Source organism: Actinomycetota bacterium (assembly GCA_019347575.1).
Lineage (GTDB): Bacteria > Actinomycetota > Nitriliruptoria > Nitriliruptorales > Nitriliruptoraceae > JAHWKY01.
In genome coordinates this window covers 111898-135135 of sequence record JAHWKY010000004.1, presented here as the reverse complement: position 1 = coordinate 135135, position 23238 = coordinate 111898, and the positions used below count along the sequence as shown (strand labels likewise).

The window sequence follows — 23238 nt, the reverse complement described above, 5'->3', positions numbered from 1 at the left end:
ATCGCCGTCGTGGGCGCCGGCACCTCCGACGACGCCCTCGACGCCACCGCCGCCGACGTGGGTCGGGCGGTCGCGTCGGCGGGCGCGATCCTCGTCTGCGGCGGGCTCGGTGGGGTGATGGAGGCCGCCTGCCGTGGTGCCCGCGACGCCGGTGGCATCACGGTCGGGATGCTGCCGGGCGACGACCGACGCAGCGCGAACCCGCACGTGACCATCGCCATCCCGACGGGCATGGGTGAGATGCGCAACGCGCTCATCGTGCGGACGGTCGACGCCGTCATAGCGCTCGGCGGCGAGTACGGGACCCTGTCGGAGATCGCGCTGGCGCGCAAGCTGGGTGTCCCGGTCGTGGGTGTTGCGACGTGGATCCTGACGCGGCCGGATGGGACGTCCGACGATCTGCTCCGCGCGTCGTCAGCGGAGGACGCGGTGCGACTCGCCGTTGCCGCGATCAACGACCGGGGTTGATCCAGCCCTCGGTCCGCACGGCGCCCCAGACCATCTCCGGTGAGTCGGCACCGAACGCGCGCTGGTCGAACCAGCCCCAACGGTCGACGATCTCGAACCCGGTCCGCGCCAGCGCATGTTCGAGCTCGCCCGGGGAGCTCTGGCGCACGAGCGACTCGCCGTGCACCCGGTCCGTCACCCGACCCTCGGCGTCGAGATGGTCGACGACGAAGTGGAAGCGGATGCGCTGGGTGCCGGGCTCGTAGTCGGCGTGGCGCCACAGCACCGCCTCGTGACCATCGTCGAGCCGGTAGCGGCCCTCGCGTCGCAACCCGTCGTGGGATGTGAGATCGTCGGGGCGGGGGACGGGGAGGTTGAAGACCAGACGCCCGCCTGGCGGGAGGTGCGCCCGGATGCTCCGCAGCGTCGCGAGCTGCTCATCAGGCGTCAGCGCGTGAGCCAGCACGCGGTAGGGCAACACAGCGAGCTTGAAGGTTCGGTCCAGCTCGAAGCCGCGCATGTCGGCCTCGATGAGCTCGATGCGGTCTCCAAGGCGCTCACGCTCGACCCGGTCGCGAGCTCGACCCAGCATCGAGGGCGACACGTCGATGCCGACGACGTCGACGCCAGCCCGCGCCATGGCCACCGAGACCCGTCCCGTTCCCACCCCGACCTCCAGGACGGGGCCACCCGTAGCGACCGCTTCGGAGACGTAGAAGGGCACGTCGGCGGTCATGTCGGCCGACCACAGGTCGTAGACCTCGGCGATGGCGGCGTACTCGTCGCTGAAGTGTTCGGTGGGCGGCGGGGCCTGGTGTGACACGACGGCTTCCGGGTTCGGCCGGCGCAGGGTACGCGCGGGGAACCATCGGCTGCCCCTACGGGCAGGATCGGGTCCGCCCCCGTTGTCGGCCCTCTCCCCACGCCGTACCCTCGGGCGCGGAGAGGAGAGCACGGTGCCACCCGCAGCGGTCATGGGCGACAACGCCTTGCACGATGCCCCGCACTGCCATGCACCGATCCACCCGCCGGCGCCGACTCCAACGCCGATGCCGCACCCGCCGATCCCGCAGGCGCTCGTGGGCCCACCCGTCCCGAACGTGATGATCGGGAACAAGCCGGCGATGACCGTCGGGGCGATGACCAAGCCGTGCACCGTGCCGCCGTGCGTACCGGGCGGCCCCGGGACGATCTTGAAGGGCTCGATGACGGTGACGATCGGCGGCAGGCCCGCAGCTCGGGTCGGCGACATCGTCAACTTCCCGACTTGCATCGCGCCCATCCCGTCGCCGACCGGGAAGATCATCCCGCCGGGCGTTCCCACGGTCCAGATCGGCGGCTGAGGGCGTGCGCGCCCTTCACCTCGAACACTTCACGCCGGGGTGCCCCGTCTGTCGCAGCGGCCACCTCGCACCGGTCCAGGACACCGACCTGAGCGGCGATGGCGTGCTGGCGTGCGACATGGACGCGTGCGGCGCTCGCCACCCGCTCCTCCACGGCGTGCCGGTCATCGTGGCCGACCTCTCCGGCGTGGTCGAGAACCAGGTCCTGAACCTCGTCCACCCGGATGCCATCGACACCGACGTCGCGGTGCTGCTCGGTGACGCCGGCGGGCCCGGCAGCCCGCTCGACGCGCGCCGTCAGAACCTGTCGACCTACACCTGGGGGCACTGGGGCGACCTCGACCCGGCCGGCGACGGCCCCAAGGAGGCCAGCGTCCTCGCGCTGCTCGAGCGAGGGCTGGAGGTCACGCGGGGCACGGGGCGTGAGGTCTCCGGACCGGCTCTGGACCTCGGCGCGGGCCTCGGTCGCACGAGCCTGCGCCTCGCCGAAGCGACCGGGGAGGCCGTGCTCGGTATCGAGCTCAACGTGTCTTTCGCTCGGGCGGCGATGCTCATCATCGACACGGGCCACGTCGCCTACGACCTGCGCGTGACTGGGACCCGTTACGAGCGTCGGTCCTTCGACGTGCCCGTCGAGCACTCGGAGCTCGTCGACATCTGGGTCGCGGACGTCGCGGTCCTGCCGGTCCAGGCCGAGCGCTTCGGACTGATCACCAGCCTGAACCTGGTCGACTGCATCCAGCACCCGTACACCCACCTGCAGGCGCTCCACGACCTGCTCCAGCCGGGGGGCGTGGCCATCGTCTCCAGCCCGTACGACTGGGCCCCCAACGCGACCGACCCCGCGCACTGGCTCGGCGGACGCCCCGGCCCTGAGCAGGACGGTGACAGCCCCACGGTGTTGCGCCGGTTGCTGTCGGGTGAGGGACCCGATGCGATCGCGGGTTTGCGGCTCCTCGACGAGGTGCCGGATCTGCCCTGGGACGTCCGGCTCCACGCGCGCTCGACGATGCGCTACCGCGTCGACCTCTTCGTCGTGGAGCGCACCGACTGACCCGCTTGGGAAACCCACGCCACGCGGTGGTTTCCGCGGGCTTGGGAAACCACCGCTGGCGCGGGTTCCCGGGAGACCGCCGCGCTGCCTTCAACGTCGGGACGGCACCAACCGGACGGGCAGGCCGTGATCGGCCATCGTCCGCTTCACCTCGTCGACGCGCAGCTCGCCGAAGTGGAAGATGGACGCGGCCAGGACGGCCGAGACGTGACCAACGGTGACCGCCTCGGCCATATGTTCGGCGGTCCCCGCCCCGCCCGAGGCGATCACGGGGAGGTTGACGGCGTCGGTCACCGCGCGGAGCAGGTCGACGTCGAAGCCCTCCTTCGTGCCATCGCGGTCCATCGACGTGAGCAGGATCTCGCCCGCCCCGCGCACCTCGCACTCCGCGGCCCATTCGACGGCGTCGCGGCCGGTCGGGGTCCGGCCGCCGTGGGTGACCACCTCCCAGCCACCCAGCGTCCGTGCGCGGGCATCGATCGCCGCCACGACGCACTGGGACCCGAAGCGGTCAGCGGCTTCCGACAGCACCTCGGGACGCTGCACCGCTGCGGTGTTCAGCGCGACCTTGTCGGCTCCGGCCCGCAACATCGCCCGGACGTCCTCCGCCGTCCGTACTCCCCCACCCACGGTGAGCGGGATGAACACCTGCTCGGCGGTCCGCTGGACCACCTCCACCATCGTGCCCCGGTCGTCGGAGGAGGCGGTGATGTCGAGGAAGACGAGTTCGTCGGCACCCTCGGCGTCGTAGGCGGCGGCGAGTTCGACCGGATCGCCGGCGTCCCGCAGCTCAACGAACCGGACACCCTTGACGACCCGGCCGCCGGTGACGTCGAGGCACGGGATGACCCGGATAGCCAGACCGTCGCTCACGTGCGCGTCACCGTCAGCGCTTCGGGGAGGGTGAACGCCCCCGCGTACAGGGCCTTGCCGACGATGACGGCATCGACGCGCTCGTGACACGCCGCCAGCACCTGCAGGTCGTCGAGCGTGGAGACGCCCCCGGAGGCCGTCACCATCGAGGACGTGGCGTCAGCGACCTGTCGCAGCATCTCGACGTTCGGTCCCGTCAGCATCCCGTCCTTGGTGATGTCGGTGTAGACGAAACGGGGCACCCCCATCTCCGTGAACGTCGCGAGAGCGTCGAACAGATCGCCCGCTTCCTCGGTCCATCCCCGTGCCTTCAGGGTCCGTCCCTCGGCGTCGAGTCCGACCGCGATGCGCGCCCCGACGCGGTCGAGGACCTCGGCGACGAAGGACGGTTGCTGCAGCGCCATCGTGCCGATGACGACCCGTTGCGCCCCGTACCCGAGGGATGCCTCGACGTCGGCCACGGTCCGGACGCCACCGGAGGCCTGCACCGGCAGACCCGTGGCCTCGACGATGGCGGCGATGAGGTGGCGGTTCCGCGGCTCGCCGGTGAAGGCGGCGTCGAGATCGACCACGTGGAGCCACTCAGCACCGGCATCCGCCCAGCGACGCGCCGCCGCGACCGGGTCGGCGTCGTAGACCGTCTCCTGCTCGGCCCTCCCCTGGGTGAGCCTGACCGCGCGCCCGTCCTTGATGTCGACCGCCGGGTACAGCGTCAGACTCACGCGGGTGCCTCCTCCCGGACGGACGCGACCCAGTTGCGCAGCAGACGCGCTCCCACGTCGGCGGACTTCTCGGGGTGGAACTGGGTCCCGACGACGTTGCCGACCCGGACGACGCACGGGAACTCGCCCCCGTACGACGCCGTGGCAACGACGTGCGACGGCTCTTCGGGCTGGGCGTAGTAGCTGTGCACGAAGTAGCACCGTTCCCCATCGACGCCCGCGAGCAGCCAGTCGGGGCGCGCTTCGTGCACGACGTTCCAGCCCATGTGTGGCACGACGACCTCGGAGTCGAAGCGCACGACCCGTCCCGGAAGGACCCCCAAGCCGGCGACGTCACCTTCCTCAGAGTGCTCGTACAGCAGTTGCATCCCGACGCAGATGCCGAGGACCTGCCGATCCTGCTCCACCCAGCGCATCACGAGATCGGCGAGTCCTGCTGATCGGAGGTTGTGGAGACACGTGGAGAAGTTGCCGACCCCGGGGACGACGAGCGCCTCGGCGCGGGCGGCGGTCGGGGCGTCGTCGGTCACGGTGACCCGTGCGCCCGCACGTTCGAGTCCGCGCTGCGCCGAGCGAAGGTTGCCTGCCCCGTAGTCGAGCAGCGCGACCCGCGGACCTGCCTCGCTCACTCGAGCACGCCCTTGGTCGATGGCACGCCCGCTCCCGTGACCGCGACCGCACGTCGTAGCGCGACCGCAACCGCCTTGAACACCGACTCGTAGACGTGGTGGGTGTTGTCGCCCGATCGGTTGCGCACGTGCAGGGTCACACGGGCGTTGGCGGTGACGGATTCGAAGAAGTGCCTGATCAGCGTGGTCTCGAACGTGCCGACCACCTCGACCGGCGTCACCACGTCGTAGACGAGGTAGGGGCGCCCCGACAGATCGATCGCGACCTCGGTCAGGGCCTCGTCGATGGGCACGTGCGCGTCGCCGAAGCGCTCCACACCCGCACGGTCGCCCCACGCCTCGGCGAGCGCCTGTCCGAGCGCGATCCCGACGTCCTCGACGGTGTGGTGAGCATCGATCTCGAGATCACCCTCCGCCTTGACGGTCAGGTCGAGGCGGCCGTGACGACCGAGCTGGTCGAGCATGTGGTCGAAGAACGGGACACCGGTCGCGATCGTCGTGTTTCCCGAACCGTCGAGGTCGACCTCGACGAGGATGCTCGTCTCGCCCGTGCTGCGCTCGATGCGGCCGCGCCGCGTCATCGTCCACCTCCTCGGATCGCGAGCACGGTACCCCGCCGGCTCACCCTCGCGAGGCGGTCACCCGGCGACCTTGCGCAGCGCCGCCAGGAACTCGTCGTTCTCGGCGACCGTGCCGATGGTCACCCGCAGGCAGCCCTCCAGCCGGGGCCGGTCCGAGAAGTCGCGTACCAGCACGCCCCGCTCGAGCATCGCCTCGAAGGCCCGCTTCGCCTGCGGGAGCCGGAACAACACGAAGTTGGCATCGGACGGGAAGGGCTCGACGTCCGGCATGGTGCGCAGCGACCCCGTGATCCGGGTCCGTTCAGCGGCGACCCTGGCACGGTGCTCGAGGAAGACGTCCTGCATCTCGAGGGCGGTGATCGCGGCCAGCTGCTTGATGGTGTCGAGGTGGTAGGGAAGGCGCACACGGCGGACGTCGTCGACGACCCAGGGTTGTCCGGCGAGGTAGCCCAGCCTCAGACCAGCGAGGCGGAAGGCCTTCGAGAAGGTGCGGACCACGACGAGCCGAGGCAGTTGTTCGATCAGGTCGATGACCGACACGCCGCCGAACTCGACGTAGGCCTCGTCGACCACCACGAGCGCCTGTGGTGCCGCGTCGTGCAGCGCGCGGATCACCTCGCGTTCGGCACGGATCCCGGTGGGGTTGTTGGGGTTGGCGAGGAACACGACGTGCGGGGCGTGTCGATCGGCTGCCTTCTCGACCGTCTCCACGGTGGGGACGAAGTCCTCGGGCAGGTCGTGCTCGACGATCGGTGTCATGGTCACGCGTGCGATGACCGGGTACATCGAGTACCCGGGCCGGAACAGCAGCAGACGGCGGTCGGGGCCTCCGTACGCCTGGAGGAGCTGTAGGAGGATCTCGTTCGAACCGTTGGCGGCCCAGACACGTTCGGCGGTGGTGCCGAGCGCCTCCGCGAGCCGTTGGCGCAGCTCGGCGTGGCTGCGATCGGGGTAGCGGTTCAGCCCGAGGTCGCCGAGCCGCGATGCGACGGCCTCGAGGTACTCGGACGGCGGCGGCTCCGCCGTCTCGTTCGTGTTGAGCCGGACCGGGACGTCGAGCTGCGGTGCCCCGTACGGCTCGAGGTCCTCGAGGTCCGTTCTGACGGGGACGCGGTCGGCTCGACCGGTCATACCTCCCCCCTTGAGGGGGGAGGGGCCGGCGTTGCCGGCCTGGGGGGTGAGGCTCGACCGGTCACGATCCGCCCTCCAGCCGGATCGCGACGGCACGAGCGTGCGCCGGCAGGTCCTCGGTCGCGGCCAGTCGCTCGACCGTGGACGCGAGGTCCGCCAGCGCGGTGCGGTCGTACTGCACCCAGTTCACGGGAACCAGGAAGGACGAGGTCGACAGCCCACCGGAGAAGCGCGCCGTGCCCATCGTCGGCAGGGTGTGGTTCGGTCCGGCGGCGTAATCGCCGAGCGAGACCGGGGTGTCCGGACCGATGAACGTCGTCCCCGCGTAGCGGACACGCGCCGCGACCGCGGCCGCCTCCACGGTGTGGACCTCGAGGTGCTCCGGTGCGAACGCCTCCGCCACGAGGACCGCGTGCTCGATGTCGGCGACGACGACGGCCGTCCCCTGGCCCTCGAACGCGGCCTCGACCCGGGCGCGGTGACGAGTGCCGGAGATCTCGGTCTCCAGCGCCGCCTCGACCGCATCGACGAGTCCGGGGTCGGTCGTGATCAGAAGGCACGTGGCCAGCTCGTCGTGCTCCGCCTGCGCCACGAGGTCCGCGGCCACGAGACCCGGGTCGGCGCTCTCGTCGGCGATGATGGCGATCTCGGTCGGGCCCGCGACCGCGTCGATGCCACACAGGCCCGCGGCCTGGACCTGCTGCTTGGCGGTGGCGACGTAGATGTTGCCGGGACCGACGATCTTGTCGCAGGCGGGGATGGTCTCGGTCCCGAGCGCCATCGCGGCGATGGCCTGCGCCCCGCCCACGCGGAAGATGGCACGGACGCCGAGGCGGGCGGCGGTGGCGAGGATCGCGGGGTGCGGCCAGCCGTCCGCCTGGGGGGGTGAGCACAGAGCGATCCCCGCGACACCCGCGACCTGCGCAGGGACGACCGTCATCACGACGGTCGAGGGGTAGACCGCCTTGCCGCCCGGCACGTACACGCCGACCTGCGATATAGGTCGGTACCACTGTCCCATCCGCGCACCGTCCCGCGCGTCCTCCCAATCGCGTGGCCGCGCCCGCTCGTGGAACCAGCGGACCTGGTCGATGGCCCGATCGATGGCGTCCTGCACCGCACCATCGAGACGCGACGACGCCGCCTCGATGATGGGGTCCGGGACGCGCAGGTCGGTGACGTCGACCCGATCGAAGCGGCGCGTGTGCTCCCGGACCGCGTCGTCACCGCGTTCCTGGACAGCTGCCAGCGTGGCGCGCACGGCGCCCTCGACAGCCGCCGTGTCGATCCGCGGCCGGGGCAGCCGCGAGGTCGGATCCGAACGGTCGTCACGCAGGTCGAGGACGTCGAGACGTGGCACGGGGGACGGACTTCCACCGGGAGGCTGCGCGACGTTAGCGGACCGCCTCTGGGGACCCCACGTCGGTCAGGGGGCGGCGCCGACCCGGACGCGGGGCTCAGCTTCATCGACCGTGATCGTCCGTGTGCCGATCTCGTCCTCGACGACGTCGGGCCCGAAGGCGGACTTGAGCTCGCCGTACAGTCCCGGTCGGCGCGTGACGCGGTGGGCGTCCCCGAGCCGGAACTCCCCCGCGCGCTCGCCGCCGTGGTGGAGGTGCACGTGGACGGGCACGTGCCCGGGGTGGTGTGACAGGACCGCGCGTAGACGTGAGACGGCCTCGTCGGTGCACTGGACCACGTCGAGGTGGACGACGACGGGTGCCCCGCGAACCTCGGCCAGGTCCGGTGCGCTCACCTCGTTCGCGGTGAGCTTGACGGTCTCGTCGCGGGACTCGAGCCGCCCCGTGACGACCAGGACCTGATCCTCGGCCAGCAGCTCATGAGCGGCCTGGTAGACGCGTGGCCAGAACACGACCTCGACCGCCCCCGAGAGGTCCTCGAGCGTCGCGATCAGGTAGGTGTCGCCCTTGCGCGTGAACTTCTTGACCAGTCCGGTCAGGACACCGCCGACCTTGACCGCCCCGCCGTCCTCGGCCTCTCGGAGGTCGGCACAGGTGTGGTCCGTCATCTCGTCGATGAGGCGCTCCGCACCGAAGAGCGGATGGTCGGAGACGTAGAGGCCGAGCATCTCGCGCTCGAAGACCAGCAGCTGCTGCTTGTCGAACTCGTCATCGAGGATGATCACCCCGTCCTCGAGTTCGACCGTCCCGTCGCCGCCAGGCCCCGCGTCCTCACCGAACAGGCTGAACTGCCCGGCGGCCTCGGCGCGCTTGCGGGCGACCGCGGCCTCGACGAGCGGCTCGAACGCTCCGAGCAGGCCCTTGCGGGTGTGCCCCAGGGTCGCGAACGCGCCGGCCTTGACCAGTGACTCGATGACGCGGCGGTTGAGCACGGCCGCATCGACCTTGTCGCAGAAGTCACGGAACCCCTCGAACCGGCCGTGCTCACGCCGCGCCGCGATGATCTGCTCCACGACGGTCTCGCCGATACCGCGGACGGCGGAGAGCCCGAACCGGATCTGCTCGCCGCGGGGCGAGAAGTCCACGTCGGACTCGTTGACATCGGGCGGCAGGACGGTGATGCCCATCCGGCGGCACTCGTTGAGGTACAGGGGGAGACGGTCCTTGTTGTTCTTGACCGACGTGAGCAGCGCCGCCATGTACTCGACCGGGTAGTTGGCCTTGAGCCACGCCGTCTGGTACGCGACCAGGCCGTAGCCGCACGAGTGCGACTTGTTGAAGCCGTACCCGGCGAACCTCTCGATCTGGTCGAACAGCTGGGTCGCGAACGGACGCTCGTAGCCCTTCGCGACAGCACCGTCCACGAACTTGCTGCGCTGCTGGGCCATGACCTCGGGGTCCTTCTTCCCCATGGCCTTGCGCAGCTTGTCGGCCTCACCCATCGTGTACCCGGCGATGTCGACGGCCATCCGGAGCACCTGCTCCTGGTAGACGATGATCCCGTAGGTCTCGGCCAGGATCGGCTCGAGATCGGGATGGTCGTACACGACCTCCTTGCGGCCGTGCTTGCGCTCGGCGTACTCGACGTGCATGTGCTCGCCCAGAGGACCCGGTCGGTAGAGCGCAACGAGCGCCATGATGTCATCGAAGCTGTCGGGCTTCATCAGGCGCACCAGGCTCTGCATGCCGGAGCTGTCGAGCTGGAACACCCCGAGCGTCTCGCCCCGCGCGAGCATCTCGAAGGCGGCGGCATCGTCGAGCGCTAGACCGCCATCGACGTCCACCTCGATCCCGCGGTTGTCGCGGATGTGCCTTTCGGTGTCGGAGATGACGGTCAGGTTGCGCAGGCCGAGGAAGTCCATCTTCAGCAGGCCGATGGCCTCAACCGCCCCCATCTCGTACTGCGTGACGATCTCGTCGCGGTCGGTCTTCAGCAGCGGCACCGTCTCGGTGAGCGGTCGTGCCCCGATGACGACCGCGGCCGCGTGGATGCCGTGCTGCCGGCGGAGGCCCTCGAGCTTCTTGGCGGTATCGAGCACGCGCCGCGCGTCGGGGTCAGCCTCGTAGGCGTCGCGGAGCTCGGCGGAGTGCTCGAAGGCCTGCTCGAGCGGCGGCTCCTTGCCGAGGACCGGCGGCGGCATCGCCTTGCACAGCTTGTCGCCGACCTGGAACGGGTAGCCGAGGACGCGGGCAGCGTCACGGATGGCGGACTTGGCCTTGATGGTGGCGAACGTGACGATCTGCGCCACGTGGTCGTGACCGTACTTCTCGGCCGCGTAGTGGATCACCTCGGCCCGGCGCCGATCGTCGAAGTCCATGTCGATATCGGGCATCGAGATGCGCTCCGGGTTCAGGAAGCGCTCGAAGATCAGGCCGTACTCGATGGGGTCGATGTTCGTGATGCCGGTGCAGTACGCCACGGCGCTGCCGCCCGCGGAGCCGCGGCCGGGGCCGACACGGATCCCGTTGGCGCGGGCGTGGTCGCAGAGGTCGGCGACGATCAGGAAGTAGGCCGGGAAGCCCATCTGCACGATGACCCGGAGCTCGTGCTCGAGACGGTCAGCCACCTCGGAGGGCAGGGGATCGCCGTAACGGCGTCGCGCGCCCTCGTAGACCGTGTGGCGCAGGTACGCAGCCTCGTCCATCCCGTCGGGACAGGGGAACGCCGGCAACAGGTCGAGCCCGAACTCGAGCCTCGCGTCCGCCATCTCGGCGATCAGGAGGGTGTTGTCGCAGGCCTCGGGGATCTCGCGGAACCGCTGACGCATCTCCGCGGCCGACTTGAGGTAGAAGTCGCTGCCCTTGAAGCGGAACCGATCCTCATCGTCGATCTGCGCGTTGGTCTGGATGCACAGCAGGGCATCGTGAGCCTCGGCGTCCTCAGGAGCGGTGTAGTGCGTGTCGTTGGTGGCGACGAGCCGAAGACCGAAGTCGCGAGCGAGCTCGATGAGGAGCGGGTTCGTGCGCTGCTGCTCCGGGATCCCGTGGTCCTGCAGCTCGACGAAGAAGCGATCTCGCCCGAAGATGTCGACGAACTCGCCGATGGCCTGCCGCGCCGCGGACCGGTCGTCGTGCAGCAGGTGCTGGTTGACCTCGGCACCGAGGCAACCGGACAGGACGACCAGCCCCTCGTTGTGCTGCGCCAGCAGCTCGCGGTCGATGCGCGGCTTGTACCACATGCCTTCGAGGTAGGCCTTCGTGGACAACTGCACCAGGTTGCGGTAACCGGCATCGTCGATCGCCAGGACACCCAGGTGGTAGTAGGGGTCGCCGCCGCTCGAGCGGGCGGCGCGGTCGTGCCGTGAGCGAGGAGCCTGGTACAGCTCGCATCCGAGGATGGGCTTGACGCCTGCGGCCGTGGCGGTCTCGTAGAAGTCCACGAGCCCGAACAGCACCCCGTGGTCGGTGATCGCGACCCCCGGCTGCCCGGCCGCGGCGACCGCCCCGATGAGCTCGTCGATGCGCGACGCTCCGTCCAGCATCGAGTACTCGGTGTGGACGTGCAGGTGGACGAACGGTTCCGAGGGCCCGCCCGGCTGGTCGGGATCCTGGGCGGTCGTAACGGTCCCCACGTACGGCTCCGGTGGTGCGGTGGTCAACGGCGGTCAGCGGTTCGGTGCCCGTGCGGGGGAAGTCACACGGATGTGGTTCACCGCGAGACTACCAGCCCTCCTCCCCGTAGGTGGCGACCTCGGCGTCCTCGGGGAGCAACCCGAAGAAGCCCGAGTTGTCCGGATCGGTCTCGGGCGCCCCGACGTCGACCAGTCGGACGCTCTCGGCCTCCGAGAGCGCCAGTAGGTCCTCCACGGACGCCTCGATCACGACGGCGAAGATCAGACCCGAACCCGAGTTGACCAGGCTGCGCACCGCAGCGAGCTCCTCGACCCGCAGCTGCAGGTCGCGCCGGAACTCCTCGTCCTCGACCGTGCCGGACTCCAGGAGCGTGCGTGCGTCCTCCTCCTCGGCTGCGAGCTCCGCGATCGGCACCTCGATCGCCCGCTCGATGCTGCCGGCCAGGTCACCCCCGATGACCTCGGTCTCGACCGGCGTCAGACCCTCGGCCGGCAGGCGGATCTGCGCGAAGCGGAGCGACGCGTCGTCGGGGAGCAGCTCGAGGACCTGCTCGGGGGTGACGTACTCCCGCAACGACACCACCGCCACACGGGGTTCGCTCGCGGGGTCGAGTTGCGACAGCGCCGCGCGGCGCTGCGCGACGTACTCCTCCAGCGGCTGGCCGAGGCCGGGGCCGATGACCTGCGCCCCGCCGGCGAGCGCGTCCTCGGGCCCGGACGGACCCTGGCCAGGGCGACGCACGTCCTGTTCCGAGGCGGCCTCCCGCCGCGCACGCTCCTGCTCACGCTGCTCCGGCAGTCGATCGAGGTGCACGAGCGTGCCGGTGAACGCGATCGCCACGAGCAGCAGCGTCACCGCGCCGCGTGCCCGGTAGATGCGACGCACCGCGCGATCGCCGAGCACGGCACGATCGAGGCGGTCGAGGGCTCGGATCGGAGCGGCGAGTCGGGTGGCGGCGCGCCGTGCGGCGAGCTGCATCCGGGGCACCACACGGTCGTCGATGGCGCCCAGCCCCTGATCGCGGACCGGGCGGTGCCGCGGCGGTCCGCTGCCCGTGATCGGTGCGAGCGTCCGCGTGCTCGCCGCATCCCTCGGGGTCGTGAGCGGTGTGGGGCGGGGCAGCGGTCCCGTACGGTCCGTAGACGCGGTTGAGCCCTCGGACTCGTCCGGCTGACCCCTTCAACCGGGTTCTAACGAGGCGCGCCGTGCGGCAGCGCGGAGGTCATCGGGGAGCGGCTCCTCGAACTCGACGCGTTCCCCCGTGATGGGGTGGTCGAGACCCAGCCGCGCGGCGTGGAGGAAGGGTCGCTGCAGACCCAGCGCTGACGCCACGTCCCCGGTGGCGCCGTAGACGGGGTCGCCCACGATCGGGTGACCGGCGTAGGCCATGTGGACGCGTATCTGGTGGGTCCGGCCGGTCTCGAGCGTGCAGGCCACCAGGGTCACCGTGTCCCGTCCTGCCCCCAGGCCAGGCACGGTGCCCTCGCCGAGCACCTGCCACCGCGTCACGGCCGGCTTGCCGTGCGACAGCGCAGCGAAGCGCTTGCGGTCGCGGGGGTCGCGGTCGATGGGGACGTCGATCCGCCCCGTCGATGCCCCTGGCACGCCCTGCACGAGGGCGACGTAGCGGCGTTCAACCGCGCGTTCGCGCAGCGCCTCGACCAGTCCGTGGTACGCGCCGTCGGTCTTGGCGACCACGAGCAGACCGGAAGTGTCACGGTCGAGGCGGTGAACGATCCCCGGACGCGTGGGGCCGCCAGCCGGTGCGAGGTCGTAGCCCGCCTCCGCGAGCGCTTGCACGAGGGTCCCCGCCGGGTGTCCCGTTCCGGGGTGGATCACGAGCCCCGGGGGCTTGGCGACCACGAGGATGTGGTCGTCCTCGTAGCGAACCGGTGGCGGGGCGACGCCGGCCGCACCGGTCGGTTCGGGGGCGGGGGCGGTGACCTCGATCACGTCGCCCTCCCGGAGCCGCTCTGACTTGGCGGGCTGGCGTCCGTTGACCCTGATGTCGCCCCGCTGGATCCGCGCCGCGACGGAGGTCCGCGAGTCACCGAGCAGGGCGCTGACGACGACGTCGAGACGCTCGTCGTCCTGGCCGCTGTCCACGCGGAAGCGCCGAGGAGGGGCGTGCTCGCTCACCGGCTCGGCCGCTGTCCCGGCGGGGCGGAGCCCAGCGGCGGAGGCGGCTGCGGACGTTGCTCAGCGGCGGTGGCGCGATCGTGCTGCCACAGCAGGAGCAGCAGCAGCAGGAAACCGGAAGTGATGGCGACATCGGCGATGTTGAAGATGGGCCAACCGGGGAGCTGGAGGAAGTCCACGACGCGGTGATCGCCACGGAACACGCGATCCGCGGCGTTCCCGAGCGCGCCCGCGAGGAGCAACCCGTAGGCGACCGCCTGGCCGCCGCGCTCGACCGTCGGCAGGTTGCGCACGACGATCACGACGACGACGACGGTCACGATCAGGAAGAACCAGCGCCCCCCGGGCACCGTGGTCCCGAACGCCCCGCCCTCGTTGAAGGTCAGGTGGAAGCGCAGCGGCCCGAGCGCCTCGACGGGGCGCGTCCGGCTGAGCTGGTTCACCGCGAGGTGCTTGGTCTGCTGGTCGAACAGGAACGCGACGGCCGCCGTCATGAGACCCAGGAACACCGCGCTGCGTCCCGCACCGGCGGCTTCCACCCGCGCGAGCACGCGCGCGAACGCGCCACGGTCGCCCTCACCGGGCCAGCCGGGGCCGGCGGACGGACGGAGTGGCGGACCGGAGAGCGGGCTGAGGACGGGCATGGATCAGTAGCCGTGCGCTTCCCGCCGCTTGTCCTCGATGCACAGCGTCGCGTAGGGGATGGCCTCGAGCCGTGCGAACTCGATGTAGTTGCCGCACCGTTCGCAGCGACCGTAAGCGTCCTCGTCCATCCGCCTCAGCGCGTCCTCGATCTGCTCGAGGAGGCGGCGAGCGTTCAGCGCCAGCGACTGAGCCCGTTCGCGCTCGAACGTCGCCGTTCCGGTGTCCGCGGCGTCGTCATCGAAGCCCGCGTCGCGCCACTGGGTCACGTCCGCGGCAGCCTCGAGCTCGTCGCTCTGTGCGACGAGCTCATCACGCTCCTCTTCGAGCCGCGCACGCAGCTGTTTCAGCTGCGTCTTCGTCGGCTTCCGGGCCCGTTTGGGCTTGGAGGAGGTCTTCTTGGTGGTCGCCATGGGGCGCGAACGCTACCACGGCGCCCGCGTCACCGATGGTGGGGCGTCAGACGTGCTGCGGGGCGGTGTCCGCGGGCGGCTCGAGCGCTCGCAGGGTGTCCTCGACGCCGGCCGCGTACGCCGCGGGGTCGTCGAACAGGTAGGCCTGGTCCAGCAGACGGGCTCGGAGCCGGACGAGTCCGGCATCTGGGTCGGTACCGGGGCGGATGGTGGTCTCGGTGGTGGTGGTCATGTCCTCATGGTACGGGGTCCGGGTTACCGCCAGGTTCCAGCCGCGTGAAGCTCGGGTACCGATCACCCGCTGAGCGCCCCGGCTCCCCGCCCGCGATCGCGAGACGGCGTGTCGGACAGCGTAGGATGTCGCGCAACGCGTCGACGAGGACACGGCGCGGGGACCACTCCCCCACGAGCGAGCCGGGACGGTGGGAGCCGGCGGGTGGAGCCCCCGACGTCATCCCCTCCGAGCGGCCGGGCCGAACCGAGAGTGATCAAGCAGCGAAGCGGTACCACAGATCGGAAGTAGGTCCGGACGGATGCGGCTCCGGCCGCGCGGCCCGACAGCCGCCAGGAGGGTTGCGCACAGGCCTCCTAGAGCGGACGGTTCCCACGAGCCGTCAACGAGGGTGGTACCGCGGCTCGCGCCCCGGCGGAGTCGTCCCTCGGGGCACGGTGACCACCCGCCGCTCCGGGGAGCGGGGCGAGACGAGAGCCCGAGATGACCGACCCCGAGACCGTCTGGCCCGACGTCCCCAACCGCCCCGACCTGCCGGCGTTCGAGGCCGAGGTGCTCTCCCGGTGGCGCGAGCACGACGTGTTCCACCGCAGCGTCGCCCTGCGCGCCGAAGGGCCCGTGTGGACCTTCTACGAGGGCCCTCCGACCGCCAACGGCAGGCCCGGTACCCACCACGTCGAGTCGCGCACCTTCAAGGACGTCTTCCCGCGTTACCGCACGATGAAGGGTCACCTCGTCCTCCGGAAGGGCGGGTGGGACTGCCACGGGCTCCCGGTCGAGCTGGAGGTCGAGAGAGCGCTCGGGCTCAACTCGAAGTCCGACATCGAGCGCTTCGGCATCGAGGAGTTCAACCGGCGGTGCCGGGATTCGGTCACCCAGTACGTCGACGTCTGGGCAGACCTCACCGAGCGGATCGGGTTCTGGGTCGACCTCGATGACGCCTACTGGACCATGGACGCCAGCTACGTGGATTCGCTGTGGTGGGCACTCGCGGAGCTGTGGGACCGGGACCTGATCCACGAGGACCACCGGGTCACGCCCTACTGCGCGCGCTGTGGGACCGCGTTGTCGGACGCCGAGGTCGCCCAGGGGTACGCGACCGCCTCCGATCCCAGCGTGTACGTGCGGTTCCCGCTCCTCGACGGACCGCTGGCGGACGAGGGCGCCTCGCTGCTCGTGTGGACGACGACGCCGTGGACCCTCCACGCCAACAACGCGGTGGTGGTCGGGGTCGACATCGCCTACCAGCTCGTCCGCCACGAGGGACGGTTGCTGGTCATCGCTGCCGACCTGCGCGCCCCGGTGCTGGGCGACGAGACCGAGGTGGTCCGCGACGTCACGGCCGATGAGCTGGTGGGTCTGCACTACCAGGCGCCGTTCGAGTTCGTCGACGTCGACACGGACTACCGCTACGTGGTGACCGGCGACTTCGTGACGACCACCGACGGGACCGGGCTGGTCCACTCGGCGTCGGCGTTCGGTGCCGACGATATGGCGATCGGGCGCGCGCACGACCTGCCCGTCGTCTCCGCCGTCGACCTCGAGGGACGGTTCACGAGGGGGTCGCAGGAAGGCCGGTTCGTCAAGGACGCCGACGACGCCATCACCCAGGAACTCGACGCGCTCGGGGTGCTCGTCAAGAGCGGCCGCTACGAGCACACCTACCCGTTCTGCTGGCGCTGTGGCACGCCGCTGCTGTACTACGCGAAGCCGTCGTGGTACATCCGCACGACCGCGCAGCGCGACCGTCTCCTCGCCAACAACGCCGGGATCTCGTGGCACCCGGAGCACATCCGCGAGGGCCGCTTCGGCAACTGGCTCGAGAACAACGTCGACTGGGCTCTGTCGCGGGACCGCTACTGGGGCACGCCCCTGCCGTTCTGGCGCTGCGACAGCTGCGAGCACGTGACCGTGGCCTCGTCACGTGCCCACCTCGGGGAGCTGGTGGGGCGCGACCTGTCGCAGCTCGACCCGCACCGACCGTACGTCGACGAGATCGAGCTGACCTGCCCCGAGTGTGGAGGCGCCCAGCGCCGTGTACCCGAGGTCGCGGACGCCTGGTTCGACTCCGGCGGCATGCCCTTCGCCCAGTGGGGCTATCCCCACCAGGGCCACGAGGAGTTCGAACGCCACTTCCCCGCCGACTTCATCGCCGAGGCCATCGACCAGACGCGGGGGTGGTTCTACACGCTGCTCGCAGAGTCCACGCTGCTGTTCGACACCTCGAGCTTCCGGACGGTGCTGTGCCTGGGCCACATCGTGGACGAGGACGGCAAGAAGATGTCGAAGTCGCTCGGCAACGTGATCGATCCGTTCGAGCTGATCGAGGCCCACGGGGCCGACGCCCTGCGTTGGCTCATGCTCGCCGAGGGCAACCCGTGGGTGAACCGCCGCGTCGGTCACCACACCGTCGAGGACGTCGTCCGCCGCTTTCTGCTGACCCTGTGGAACACGCACTACTTCTTCATGACCTACGCCCGCCTGGACGGCTTCGATCCACGCAACTCCGCGCCGGTGGTCGGTGACCGCCCCCTTCTGGACCGCTGGATCCTGGCTGAGCTCGCCGACCTCGCCGACACGGTCGACGCGGCCATGGACCGCTACGACGTGACGACGGCGTGTCGGCGCATCGAGAGCTTCGTCGACGACCTCTCCAACTGGTACGTCAGGCGCAGCCGGAGGCGCTTCTGGCGCGCCATCGACGACGACCCAGCGGACAAGTCCGCCGCCTACCACACGCTCTGGACCTCGCTACGGACGCTCGCGGGACTGCTCGCCCCGTTCACCCCGTTCATCGCCGACCGCCTGTGGTACGACCTCGTGGCCTCCTGGGACGCGGACGCCGCCGTCTCGGTGCACCTGACCGACTTCCCGGCCGCCGAGGCGGCGTGGCGCGACGACGAGCTGCGCGCTGCGATGAGCACCGCCCGGCGCGTGGTCGAGCTGGGTCGCCAGGCCCGCAACAGCTCCGGGGTGAAGGTACGCCAGCCGCTCCGCCGGGCGCTCGTCACGGTCCCCGAGCAGGAGCGCAAGGGTCTGGCCACGCTCGTCGACGAGATCGCGGATGAGCTGAACGTCAAGACGATCGAACTGGCGACCGGTTCCGACGAGCTCGTGGATCGCACCCTCAAGCCCAACTTCCGCGGCCTGGGGCCGGTGTTCGGCAAGGATGCCCCCCGTGTGGCGGAGGCGATCTCGGGCGCCGATCCCGCGGACGTCGCGCGTGTCGTCGAGACGCTGCGCACAGCGGGCACGGCCGAACTGAGCGTGGGCGGCGTGTCCTGGTCGCTGACACCGGAGATGGTCGAGGTGGTGGAGACCCCTCGGACGGGCTGGGAGCTCGCGGCGGAGGCGAGCACCTCTATCGCGCTCGACCTCGACCTCGACGACACGCTGCTCGCCGAGGGCGCCGCACGTGAGCTCGTGAGGGCACTGAACGACCGCCGCAAGGCGCTCGACCTCGCGCTCAACGACCGCATCGAGGTGATCGTCGAGGTGTCGAGCCCCGACCTCGACCGCCTGCTGGCTGAGGGAGGCTGGTACGACGTGGTCGCCGCCGAGGTCCTGGCGGACGAGGTGCGGAGGGAGGCGGTCACCGGCGGTGTCGCGGTCGACCTCGGCGAGCTCGGGCACGCCACCGTCGACGTACGGGCCTGAGCTCGTGCCCCCCGCCCGGCTCGCCGTTGCCGCCCTGGTCACCGCCGGGGTCGTGGGCATCCTGCGGCAACGTCACGAGGCGTCACTGGTCGACCGGGGCCTGCTCGCGCCGGTCACGGCCGCGACCCGGACCACCCCGCCGGCCCGTGAGGGCCCGCTGGCGCGGGCCACCGCTGCTTGGATCCCCGGTAGGCCGAGGACCCGGACGGGGCGTGTGCTCGCCGCGGCCTGGTCGGCCCCGCTGACCCTCGTCGGGGCGGTGATCGGGTTCGCCTCCGGGCGGCGCCCCGAACGCGATCACGACCTGGGCTGCTGGGTGTTCCGATCGGCGGACGGCGGCGCGTCGTGGCTGTTCCGCATCGTGCCGACCACAGCGAACGCCGTCGGTCAGGTGATCCTCACGCGCCACGATCAGCCGTCTGCTCTGCTGCTGGCGCACGAGGCGACGCACGTACGTCAAGCCGAACGGCTCGGTCCGCTGCTGATCCCCCTGTACGCGTGGTGGTGGGCGCGCCACGGCTACCGCGACAACCCCCTCGAGCGGGCCGCGCGAGTCGGGGCGCGGCGGTCGCTGGACGACGACGCCCCGGGCGAGCCCGGGGCGTGAGTCGGAGCTGGCAGCGGTCTACAGGGCCTTCTGGATCTGCTTGGCGAGCGTGTCGCCCACGCCCTTGACCTTGGCGAGGTCGGACTCGCTGGCGCCCTTGATGTCCTCGAGGGAGCCGAACTCCTTCAGCAGCGCGTCGACCTTCGCAGGTCCCAGACCCTTCACGGAACCGAGCGCCTCGCGCGCCGCCTTGCCCGTGGTCTTGCCACCGGCGGCCTTCTTGGCGGGTGCCTTCTTCTTCGCCGCCTTCTTCTTCGCCGCCTTCTTCTTCGCGGCCTTCTTCGCGGGCGCCTTCTTGGTGGTCTTCTTGGCGGTCGCCTTCTTCTTGGTGGCCTTCTTCTTCGCGGTCTTCTCGGCAGCGGGCTCCTGCGGCTCCGCCTCCGCGGTGGTGCTCGCGGTGGCCTTCTTCCGCACGACCGTGGTCGCGCCCTCGGAGGCAGCGGGAGCCGCCGCCTCGCCGGTGCTCTTCTTCGGCACGACCTTCACATCCTTGCGGCCGGTCGGCGCAGCGGTCTCGCCTCGCGTGGCGGCGGGCGTGGTCGCGGGGCGCGCGGTCGGGGCGGTCGTGGCGCCGGGGCCATAGCCGGTCTCGGCGGCCGACGGAGCCGTGGCGGAGCGACGCTGCATCCAGCCGATGGCGAGGAACACCATCGCCGCGACGCAGGCACCGATGGACACGTAGATCCAGGCGAGCGTGTCCTGGAAGAAACCGACGATGAGGGTGACCGCAGCCACCAGAACGAGGATGAAGCTGAGGACGATCACGTGCACGTACCCCTCTTGTCGCGGCGGGCGCACTGTAGCCAGGCGACCGGACCGACCGGAAGTCACCTCCCCGATCCGACGGGCCGACCGGCCAACCCTACCTAGCCGGTCTCCGTATCGGCCGGAGGCGCTGCCGGAGGCGGCCCCTCGTCACCCCGGACCCGCACCTGGAGGTTGCTCGCCGCCTCTCCAGGGGGCTCCACGGCGGGGGCCTGGGGCGGCCGCGCGTCGAGATCGTCGAGCGCGCGGATCTGCTCTTCGAGGTGCCGGCGCAGCCGCGTCCGGTACTCACGCTCGAAAACGCGCAACGCCTCGACGTGCGACTCGAGCGACTGGCGGCGCTGACGGATCTCGTGTTCCTCGGCACGCGCGGTCTGCAGCGCGTCGATCTTGAGCTGTTCCGCGTCGATGCGGCTCTGCTCGACCATGGCCATCGACTCGCGGCGCGCCTCGTCGATGATCTCGGCCGCACGGGCCTTCGCCTCCTCCATGGACTGCTCGGCCGCGCGCTGCGCGGTGACGAGGGTGCGCTTCAACGTCATCTCGGTCTCGGAGGCGGCGGCGAACTGCTCCTCGCACCGCCGCAGCCGCTCGTGCGTCTCCGCGAGGTCTCTGTGCACACGCTCGAGCTCGTCCGCGACGCGGTCCAGCAGCTCATCGACCTGCGGGACCGAGTACCCGCGAACCGCCTGTTTCAGGGGGTAGTTGACGATCTCGTTGGGGGTCAGGGCCACGTCACCACCTCCGTCAGGATCCGCACACGGCGGCCCGGAGGAGGATGACCGCGAAGAACAGCACCAGGATCGACAGATCCAACGCCACGGTCCCCATCTGCGCCGGGGGGATGAGGCGTCGCAACGGGGCCGCGACCGGTTCGACGAGCGCCCGCACGCCACGCACCAGCGGCTGGATGGGCTCGGGTGGGCGCGGGACCCAGGAGAAGACCACGTGAGCTAGGAGGATGATGAAGTACGCCCAGACGACCAGACACAGCAGTTCCCTCACGCCTCACCTCGGAGCGCCAGGTCCTCGATGCGGCGGCGCTCCTCTGGCGTGAGCTCGACGCCGTCCGGCGTCAGCAAGAACGTACGGTTCCCCGCCCCGGTGAGGCGTCCTCGCATGGCGTAGGTCATCCCGCTGACGAAGTCGAGCACCCGTCGCGCCACGGTCGTGTCGGCGAGGCGAAGATCGATGACGACGGGCTGGTCGTTGCGGAACCGCGCCCCGACCTGCTCGACGTCGTCGAACTCTCGCACGGTCACCACGCTGATGCGGAGGTCACCGCCGGCCGGGACGGGGCGCACGTGCGCCGCCCCGGGCTCGGGTGCCCCGCGGAGCGGTCGGACGTTCGAGGGCCGCGTCGGCACGGGCTCGGGTTGCGGAACGCTCACCTGCTGGGCGGGTACGGGCTCGTAGTGGTCGTGGAGATCGTCGTGGTCCTCCGGTTCCTCGACCAGGCCGAGGTAGATCAGGGTCTTGCGCCACAGGCCGCTCATCGGGGGTCACCTTCCGGTCGCGCTACCGCTCCGCTACCTGAGCGCCCCGGTTCCCAGGCATGCGGACGCCGCGGACCGACCAGAGCGGTCCCGACTCGCACCATCGTCGCCCCCTCTTCGACCGCCGCCTCGAGATCAGCGCTCATCCCCATCGACAGGTGGGTCACCTCCGGCCACCTCTCGCGGGCTTCGTCGCGGAGGCGACGGAGCAGCGCGAAGTGGGGGCGGGCAGCCTCGACCGGATCGGCGTCGTCCGGAGGCAGCGGTGGCATGGTCATCAACCCTTCGACCGCCAAGTTCGGTCGGCTGCGAGCGTACGCGACGAGGTCCAGAGTCCCGTCTACCTCGCACCCGCCCTTCGCGGGGTCGTCACCGACGTTCACCTGCACGAGGATCCGTTGCACGACGCCGGCGCTCTCGGCTCGCCGGGACAGCTCGTCGATCAGCGAGTGGCGATCGACGGAGTGGACGAGGACGGCCTCGCCGATCACGTCCCGTGCCTTGCGGCTCTGGAGACGCCCGACCAGGTGCCACCTGGCGTCGGGAACGTGTGGCGCCTTGGCCAGCAACTCCCCGACCCGGGCTTCGCCGAGGTCGCCCACGCCGGCGGTCACCAGGGTGCGCGCGACCGACGGCGGATGCGTCTTCGTGACGCCGATGAGCACGACCGCACTCGCTCGGCGACCGGCGCGGTCGCAGGCCGCCTCGATCCGTCGCCGCACGGTCCGCAGGCGGGCTGCGATCGTCCGATCGGCGGTCGCGTCGTGCGTGGTCGCGTCCACGCTCACCCCCCACGCCTCACGACGATCCCCAGTTGCCGTCCCGCGTTGGGGTCCGCACGGTGGCTGAACCAGCGGCCCTCCGGATCGCAACGGGTGCAGCCCGGCGTCGGTGTGATGGTCGCGACGCCGCGCTCCTCGAACGCGGCCGAGGCAGCCGCTGGGAGGTCGAGTGAGGTCGTCCCCCACGTGGTCGTCGCGCTGGCCACGGGGTGCTTCGCGACGACCTCGTCGTGCAGCGCGGTAGGGACCTCGTAGCAGCAGCCACCGATGGCGGGACCGATGGCGGCGTGCACGGTCGCGGGCTCGACGGCGAGCGCGTGCAGCGCCGCGTCGATCACGCCCGCTTCGAGACCCCGTCGACCGGCGTGGACGACACCGACCGGACCGTCCGTCGACGCGAGCAGGACGGGCACGCAGTCCGCGACCTGCACCGCCAGCGCCCGCTCCGGCTCCGCCGTCACGAGCGCGTCGACGCCACGGACCTCGGCCCCGGGCACGGTGGCGGCGGTCACGCGTCCGACGTCGGCGCCGTGGACCTGTCGCATCAGGTGCAGTGATGACACGCCAGCGGCCTGCCGGACCGCACGACGGGCGGCCGCCAGTAAGAGCGGCTGGTGCGGTCGGCGGTGCGACAGGTTGCCGGCGCGGGCAGTGGTGAACCAGGCTCCCACGCCGGGGAGCAGATCCACCTCCGCCAGCGGCACCGTCACCGTAGGAACGACGGGATGTCC

24 protein-coding genes are annotated in these 23238 nt (G+C 70.9%); 5 read left to right on the top strand and 19 right to left on the bottom strand.

Annotation, left to right across the window (positions count from 1 at the left end):
- On the top strand, positions 1-468 hold the full coding sequence (locus KY469_03875) for a TIGR00725 family protein (protein ID MBW3662217.1): 468 nt from the start codon (positions 1-3) through the stop codon (positions 466-468).
- On the opposite strand, the gene KY469_03870 is transcribed toward KY469_03875, so the two are convergent.
- Positions 452-1270 carry a class I SAM-dependent methyltransferase gene (locus KY469_03870; protein MBW3662216.1) on the bottom strand — a complete coding sequence of 273 codons (819 nt, stop codon included), beginning with the start codon at positions 1268-1270 and terminating at the stop codon, positions 452-454. The two genes, KY469_03875 and KY469_03870, sit on opposite strands and share 17 nt — an antisense overlap.
- Positions 1271-1421: 151 nt before the next feature.
- On the opposite strand from KY469_03870, the gene KY469_03865 reads away from it, so the two are divergent.
- Positions 1422-1790: a PAAR domain-containing protein gene (locus KY469_03865; protein ID MBW3662215.1), complete on the top strand. Its 369-nt coding sequence runs from the start codon at positions 1422-1424 to the stop codon at positions 1788-1790.
- A gap of 4 nt (positions 1791-1794) precedes the next feature.
- Complete coding sequence (locus KY469_03860) at positions 1795-2844, top strand: methyltransferase domain-containing protein (protein ID MBW3662214.1); 1050 nt, start codon at positions 1795-1797, stop codon at positions 2842-2844.
- Positions 2845-2934: 90 nt separating this feature from the next.
- Here the strand turns inward: KY469_03860 and hisF are convergent, their stop codons facing one another.
- From hisF to KY469_03800, 12 genes are all read right to left on the bottom strand, one after another.
- Positions 2935-3705 (bottom strand): imidazole glycerol phosphate synthase subunit HisF, encoded by a 771-nt coding sequence (hisF, locus tag KY469_03855; protein MBW3662213.1) that lies wholly within the window; start codon positions 3703-3705, stop codon positions 2935-2937.
- A gap of 8 nt (positions 3706-3713) precedes the next feature.
- Complete coding sequence (gene hisA, locus KY469_03850) at positions 3714-4439, bottom strand: 1-(5-phosphoribosyl)-5-[(5-phosphoribosylamino)methylideneamino]imidazole-4-carboxamide isomerase (protein ID MBW3662212.1); 726 nt, start codon at positions 4437-4439, stop codon at positions 3714-3716.
- Positions 4436-5068: an imidazole glycerol phosphate synthase subunit HisH gene (gene hisH, locus KY469_03845; GenBank protein MBW3662211.1), complete on the bottom strand. Its 633-nt coding sequence runs from the start codon at positions 5066-5068 to the stop codon at positions 4436-4438. The genes hisA and hisH overlap by 4 nt, the downstream gene beginning before the upstream one ends.
- The gene (gene hisB, locus KY469_03840; protein MBW3662210.1) at positions 5065-5649 is read right to left on the bottom strand and encodes an imidazoleglycerol-phosphate dehydratase HisB; all 585 of its coding nucleotides are present in this window, start codon (positions 5647-5649) and stop codon (positions 5065-5067) included. The genes hisH and hisB overlap by 4 nt, the downstream gene beginning before the upstream one ends.
- Positions 5650-5706: 57 nt before the next feature.
- Positions 5707-6780, bottom strand: coding sequence for a histidinol-phosphate transaminase (gene hisC / locus KY469_03835; protein ID MBW3662209.1), 1074 nt, complete (start codon positions 6778-6780; stop codon positions 5707-5709).
- Positions 6781-6841: 61 nt separating this feature from the next.
- Complete coding sequence (hisD, locus tag KY469_03830; GenBank protein MBW3662208.1) at positions 6842-8140, bottom strand: histidinol dehydrogenase; 1299 nt, start codon at positions 8138-8140, stop codon at positions 6842-6844.
- A gap of 66 nt (positions 8141-8206) precedes the next feature.
- Positions 8207-11683: a DNA polymerase III subunit alpha gene (gene dnaE, locus KY469_03825; GenBank protein ID MBW3662207.1), complete on the bottom strand. Its 3477-nt coding sequence runs from the start codon at positions 11681-11683 to the stop codon at positions 8207-8209.
- 178 nt (positions 11684-11861) lie between these two features.
- The gene (locus tag KY469_03820) at positions 11862-12761 is read right to left on the bottom strand and encodes a hypothetical protein (GenBank protein MBW3662206.1); all 900 of its coding nucleotides are present in this window, start codon (positions 12759-12761) and stop codon (positions 11862-11864) included.
- 192 nt (positions 12762-12953) lie between these two features.
- Positions 12954-13880: an RluA family pseudouridine synthase gene (locus KY469_03815; protein ID MBW3662205.1), complete on the bottom strand. Its 927-nt coding sequence runs from the start codon at positions 13878-13880 to the stop codon at positions 12954-12956.
- A gap of 29 nt (positions 13881-13909) precedes the next feature.
- Positions 13910-14557, bottom strand: coding sequence for a signal peptidase II (gene lspA, locus KY469_03810; GenBank protein MBW3662204.1), 648 nt, complete (start codon positions 14555-14557; stop codon positions 13910-13912).
- A gap of 3 nt (positions 14558-14560) precedes the next feature.
- Complete coding sequence (locus KY469_03805) at positions 14561-14968, bottom strand: TraR/DksA family transcriptional regulator (GenBank protein MBW3662203.1); 408 nt, start codon at positions 14966-14968, stop codon at positions 14561-14563.
- Between the two features lie 46 nt (positions 14969-15014).
- Positions 15015-15200 (bottom strand): hypothetical protein, encoded by a 186-nt coding sequence (locus tag KY469_03800; protein MBW3662202.1) that lies wholly within the window; start codon positions 15198-15200, stop codon positions 15015-15017.
- A 483-nt stretch (positions 15201-15683) separates the two neighbouring features.
- On the opposite strand from KY469_03800, the gene ileS reads away from it, so the two are divergent.
- Together ileS and KY469_03790 are read left to right on the top strand one after the other, a co-directional pair.
- Positions 15684-18857, top strand: coding sequence for an isoleucine--tRNA ligase (gene ileS, locus KY469_03795; GenBank protein ID MBW3662201.1), 3174 nt, complete (start codon positions 15684-15686; stop codon positions 18855-18857).
- 4 nt (positions 18858-18861) lie between these two features.
- On the top strand, positions 18862-19464 hold the full coding sequence (locus KY469_03790; protein ID MBW3662200.1) for a hypothetical protein: 603 nt from the start codon (positions 18862-18864) through the stop codon (positions 19462-19464).
- Between the two features lie 18 nt (positions 19465-19482).
- On the opposite strand, the gene KY469_03785 is transcribed toward KY469_03790, so the two are convergent.
- The 6 genes from KY469_03785 to KY469_03760 all read right to left on the bottom strand — a co-directional run bounded on the left by KY469_03785 (position 19483) and on the right by KY469_03760 (position 23217).
- Positions 19483-20235 carry a hypothetical protein gene (locus KY469_03785; protein MBW3662199.1) on the bottom strand — a complete coding sequence of 251 codons (753 nt, stop codon included), beginning with the start codon at positions 20233-20235 and terminating at the stop codon, positions 19483-19485.
- Between the two features lie 95 nt (positions 20236-20330).
- The gene (locus KY469_03780) at positions 20331-20963 is read right to left on the bottom strand and encodes a DivIVA domain-containing protein (protein ID MBW3662198.1); all 633 of its coding nucleotides are present in this window, start codon (positions 20961-20963) and stop codon (positions 20331-20333) included.
- 13 nt (positions 20964-20976) lie between these two features.
- Positions 20977-21234, bottom strand: a complete 258-nt coding sequence (locus tag KY469_03775; GenBank protein ID MBW3662197.1) for a YggT family protein — start codon at positions 21232-21234, stop codon at positions 20977-20979.
- A complete protein-coding gene (sepF, locus tag KY469_03770) occupies positions 21231-21725 on the bottom strand; it encodes a cell division protein SepF (GenBank protein MBW3662196.1) in 495 nt (164 codons plus the stop codon). The genes KY469_03775 and sepF overlap by 4 nt, the downstream gene beginning before the upstream one ends.
- Entirely contained in the window at positions 21722-22513 is a 792-nt protein-coding gene (locus KY469_03765) for a YggS family pyridoxal phosphate-dependent enzyme (protein MBW3662195.1), read from the bottom strand. The genes sepF and KY469_03765 overlap by 4 nt, the downstream gene beginning before the upstream one ends.
- The gene (locus KY469_03760; protein ID MBW3662194.1) at positions 22510-23217 is read right to left on the bottom strand and encodes a polyphenol oxidase family protein; all 708 of its coding nucleotides are present in this window, start codon (positions 23215-23217) and stop codon (positions 22510-22512) included. Before KY469_03760 ends, KY469_03765 begins: the two co-directional genes overlap by 4 nt.
- Positions 23218-23238: the final 21 nt, after the last annotated feature.

Coding starts and splice junctions, on each gene's coding strand:
- sepF (MBW3662196.1), bottom strand. CDS start 21,725: ATGAGCGGCCTGTGGCGCAAGACCCTGATCTACCTCGGCCTGGTCGAG.
- KY469_03805 (MBW3662203.1), bottom strand. CDS start 14,968: ATGGCGACCACCAAGAAGACCTCCTCCAAGCCCAAACGGGCCCGGAAG.
- hisC (MBW3662209.1), bottom strand. CDS start 6,780: ATGACCGGTCGAGCCGACCGCGTCCCCGTCAGAACGGACCTCGAGGAC.
- dnaE (MBW3662207.1), bottom strand. CDS start 11,683: ATGCTGGACGGAGCGTCGCGCATCGACGAGCTCATCGGGGCGGTCGCC.
- lspA (MBW3662204.1), bottom strand. CDS start 14,557: ATGCCCGTCCTCAGCCCGCTCTCCGGTCCGCCACTCCGTCCGTCCGCC.
- ileS (MBW3662201.1), top strand. CDS start 15,684: ATGACCGACCCCGAGACCGTCTGGCCCGACGTCCCCAACCGCCCCGAC.
- KY469_03800 (MBW3662202.1), bottom strand. CDS start 15,200: ATGACCACCACCACCGAGACCACCATCCGCCCCGGTACCGACCCAGAT.
- hisB (MBW3662210.1), bottom strand. CDS start 5,649: ATGACGCGGCGCGGCCGCATCGAGCGCAGCACGGGCGAGACGAGCATC.
- KY469_03865 (MBW3662215.1), top strand. CDS start 1,422: ATGGGCGACAACGCCTTGCACGATGCCCCGCACTGCCATGCACCGATC.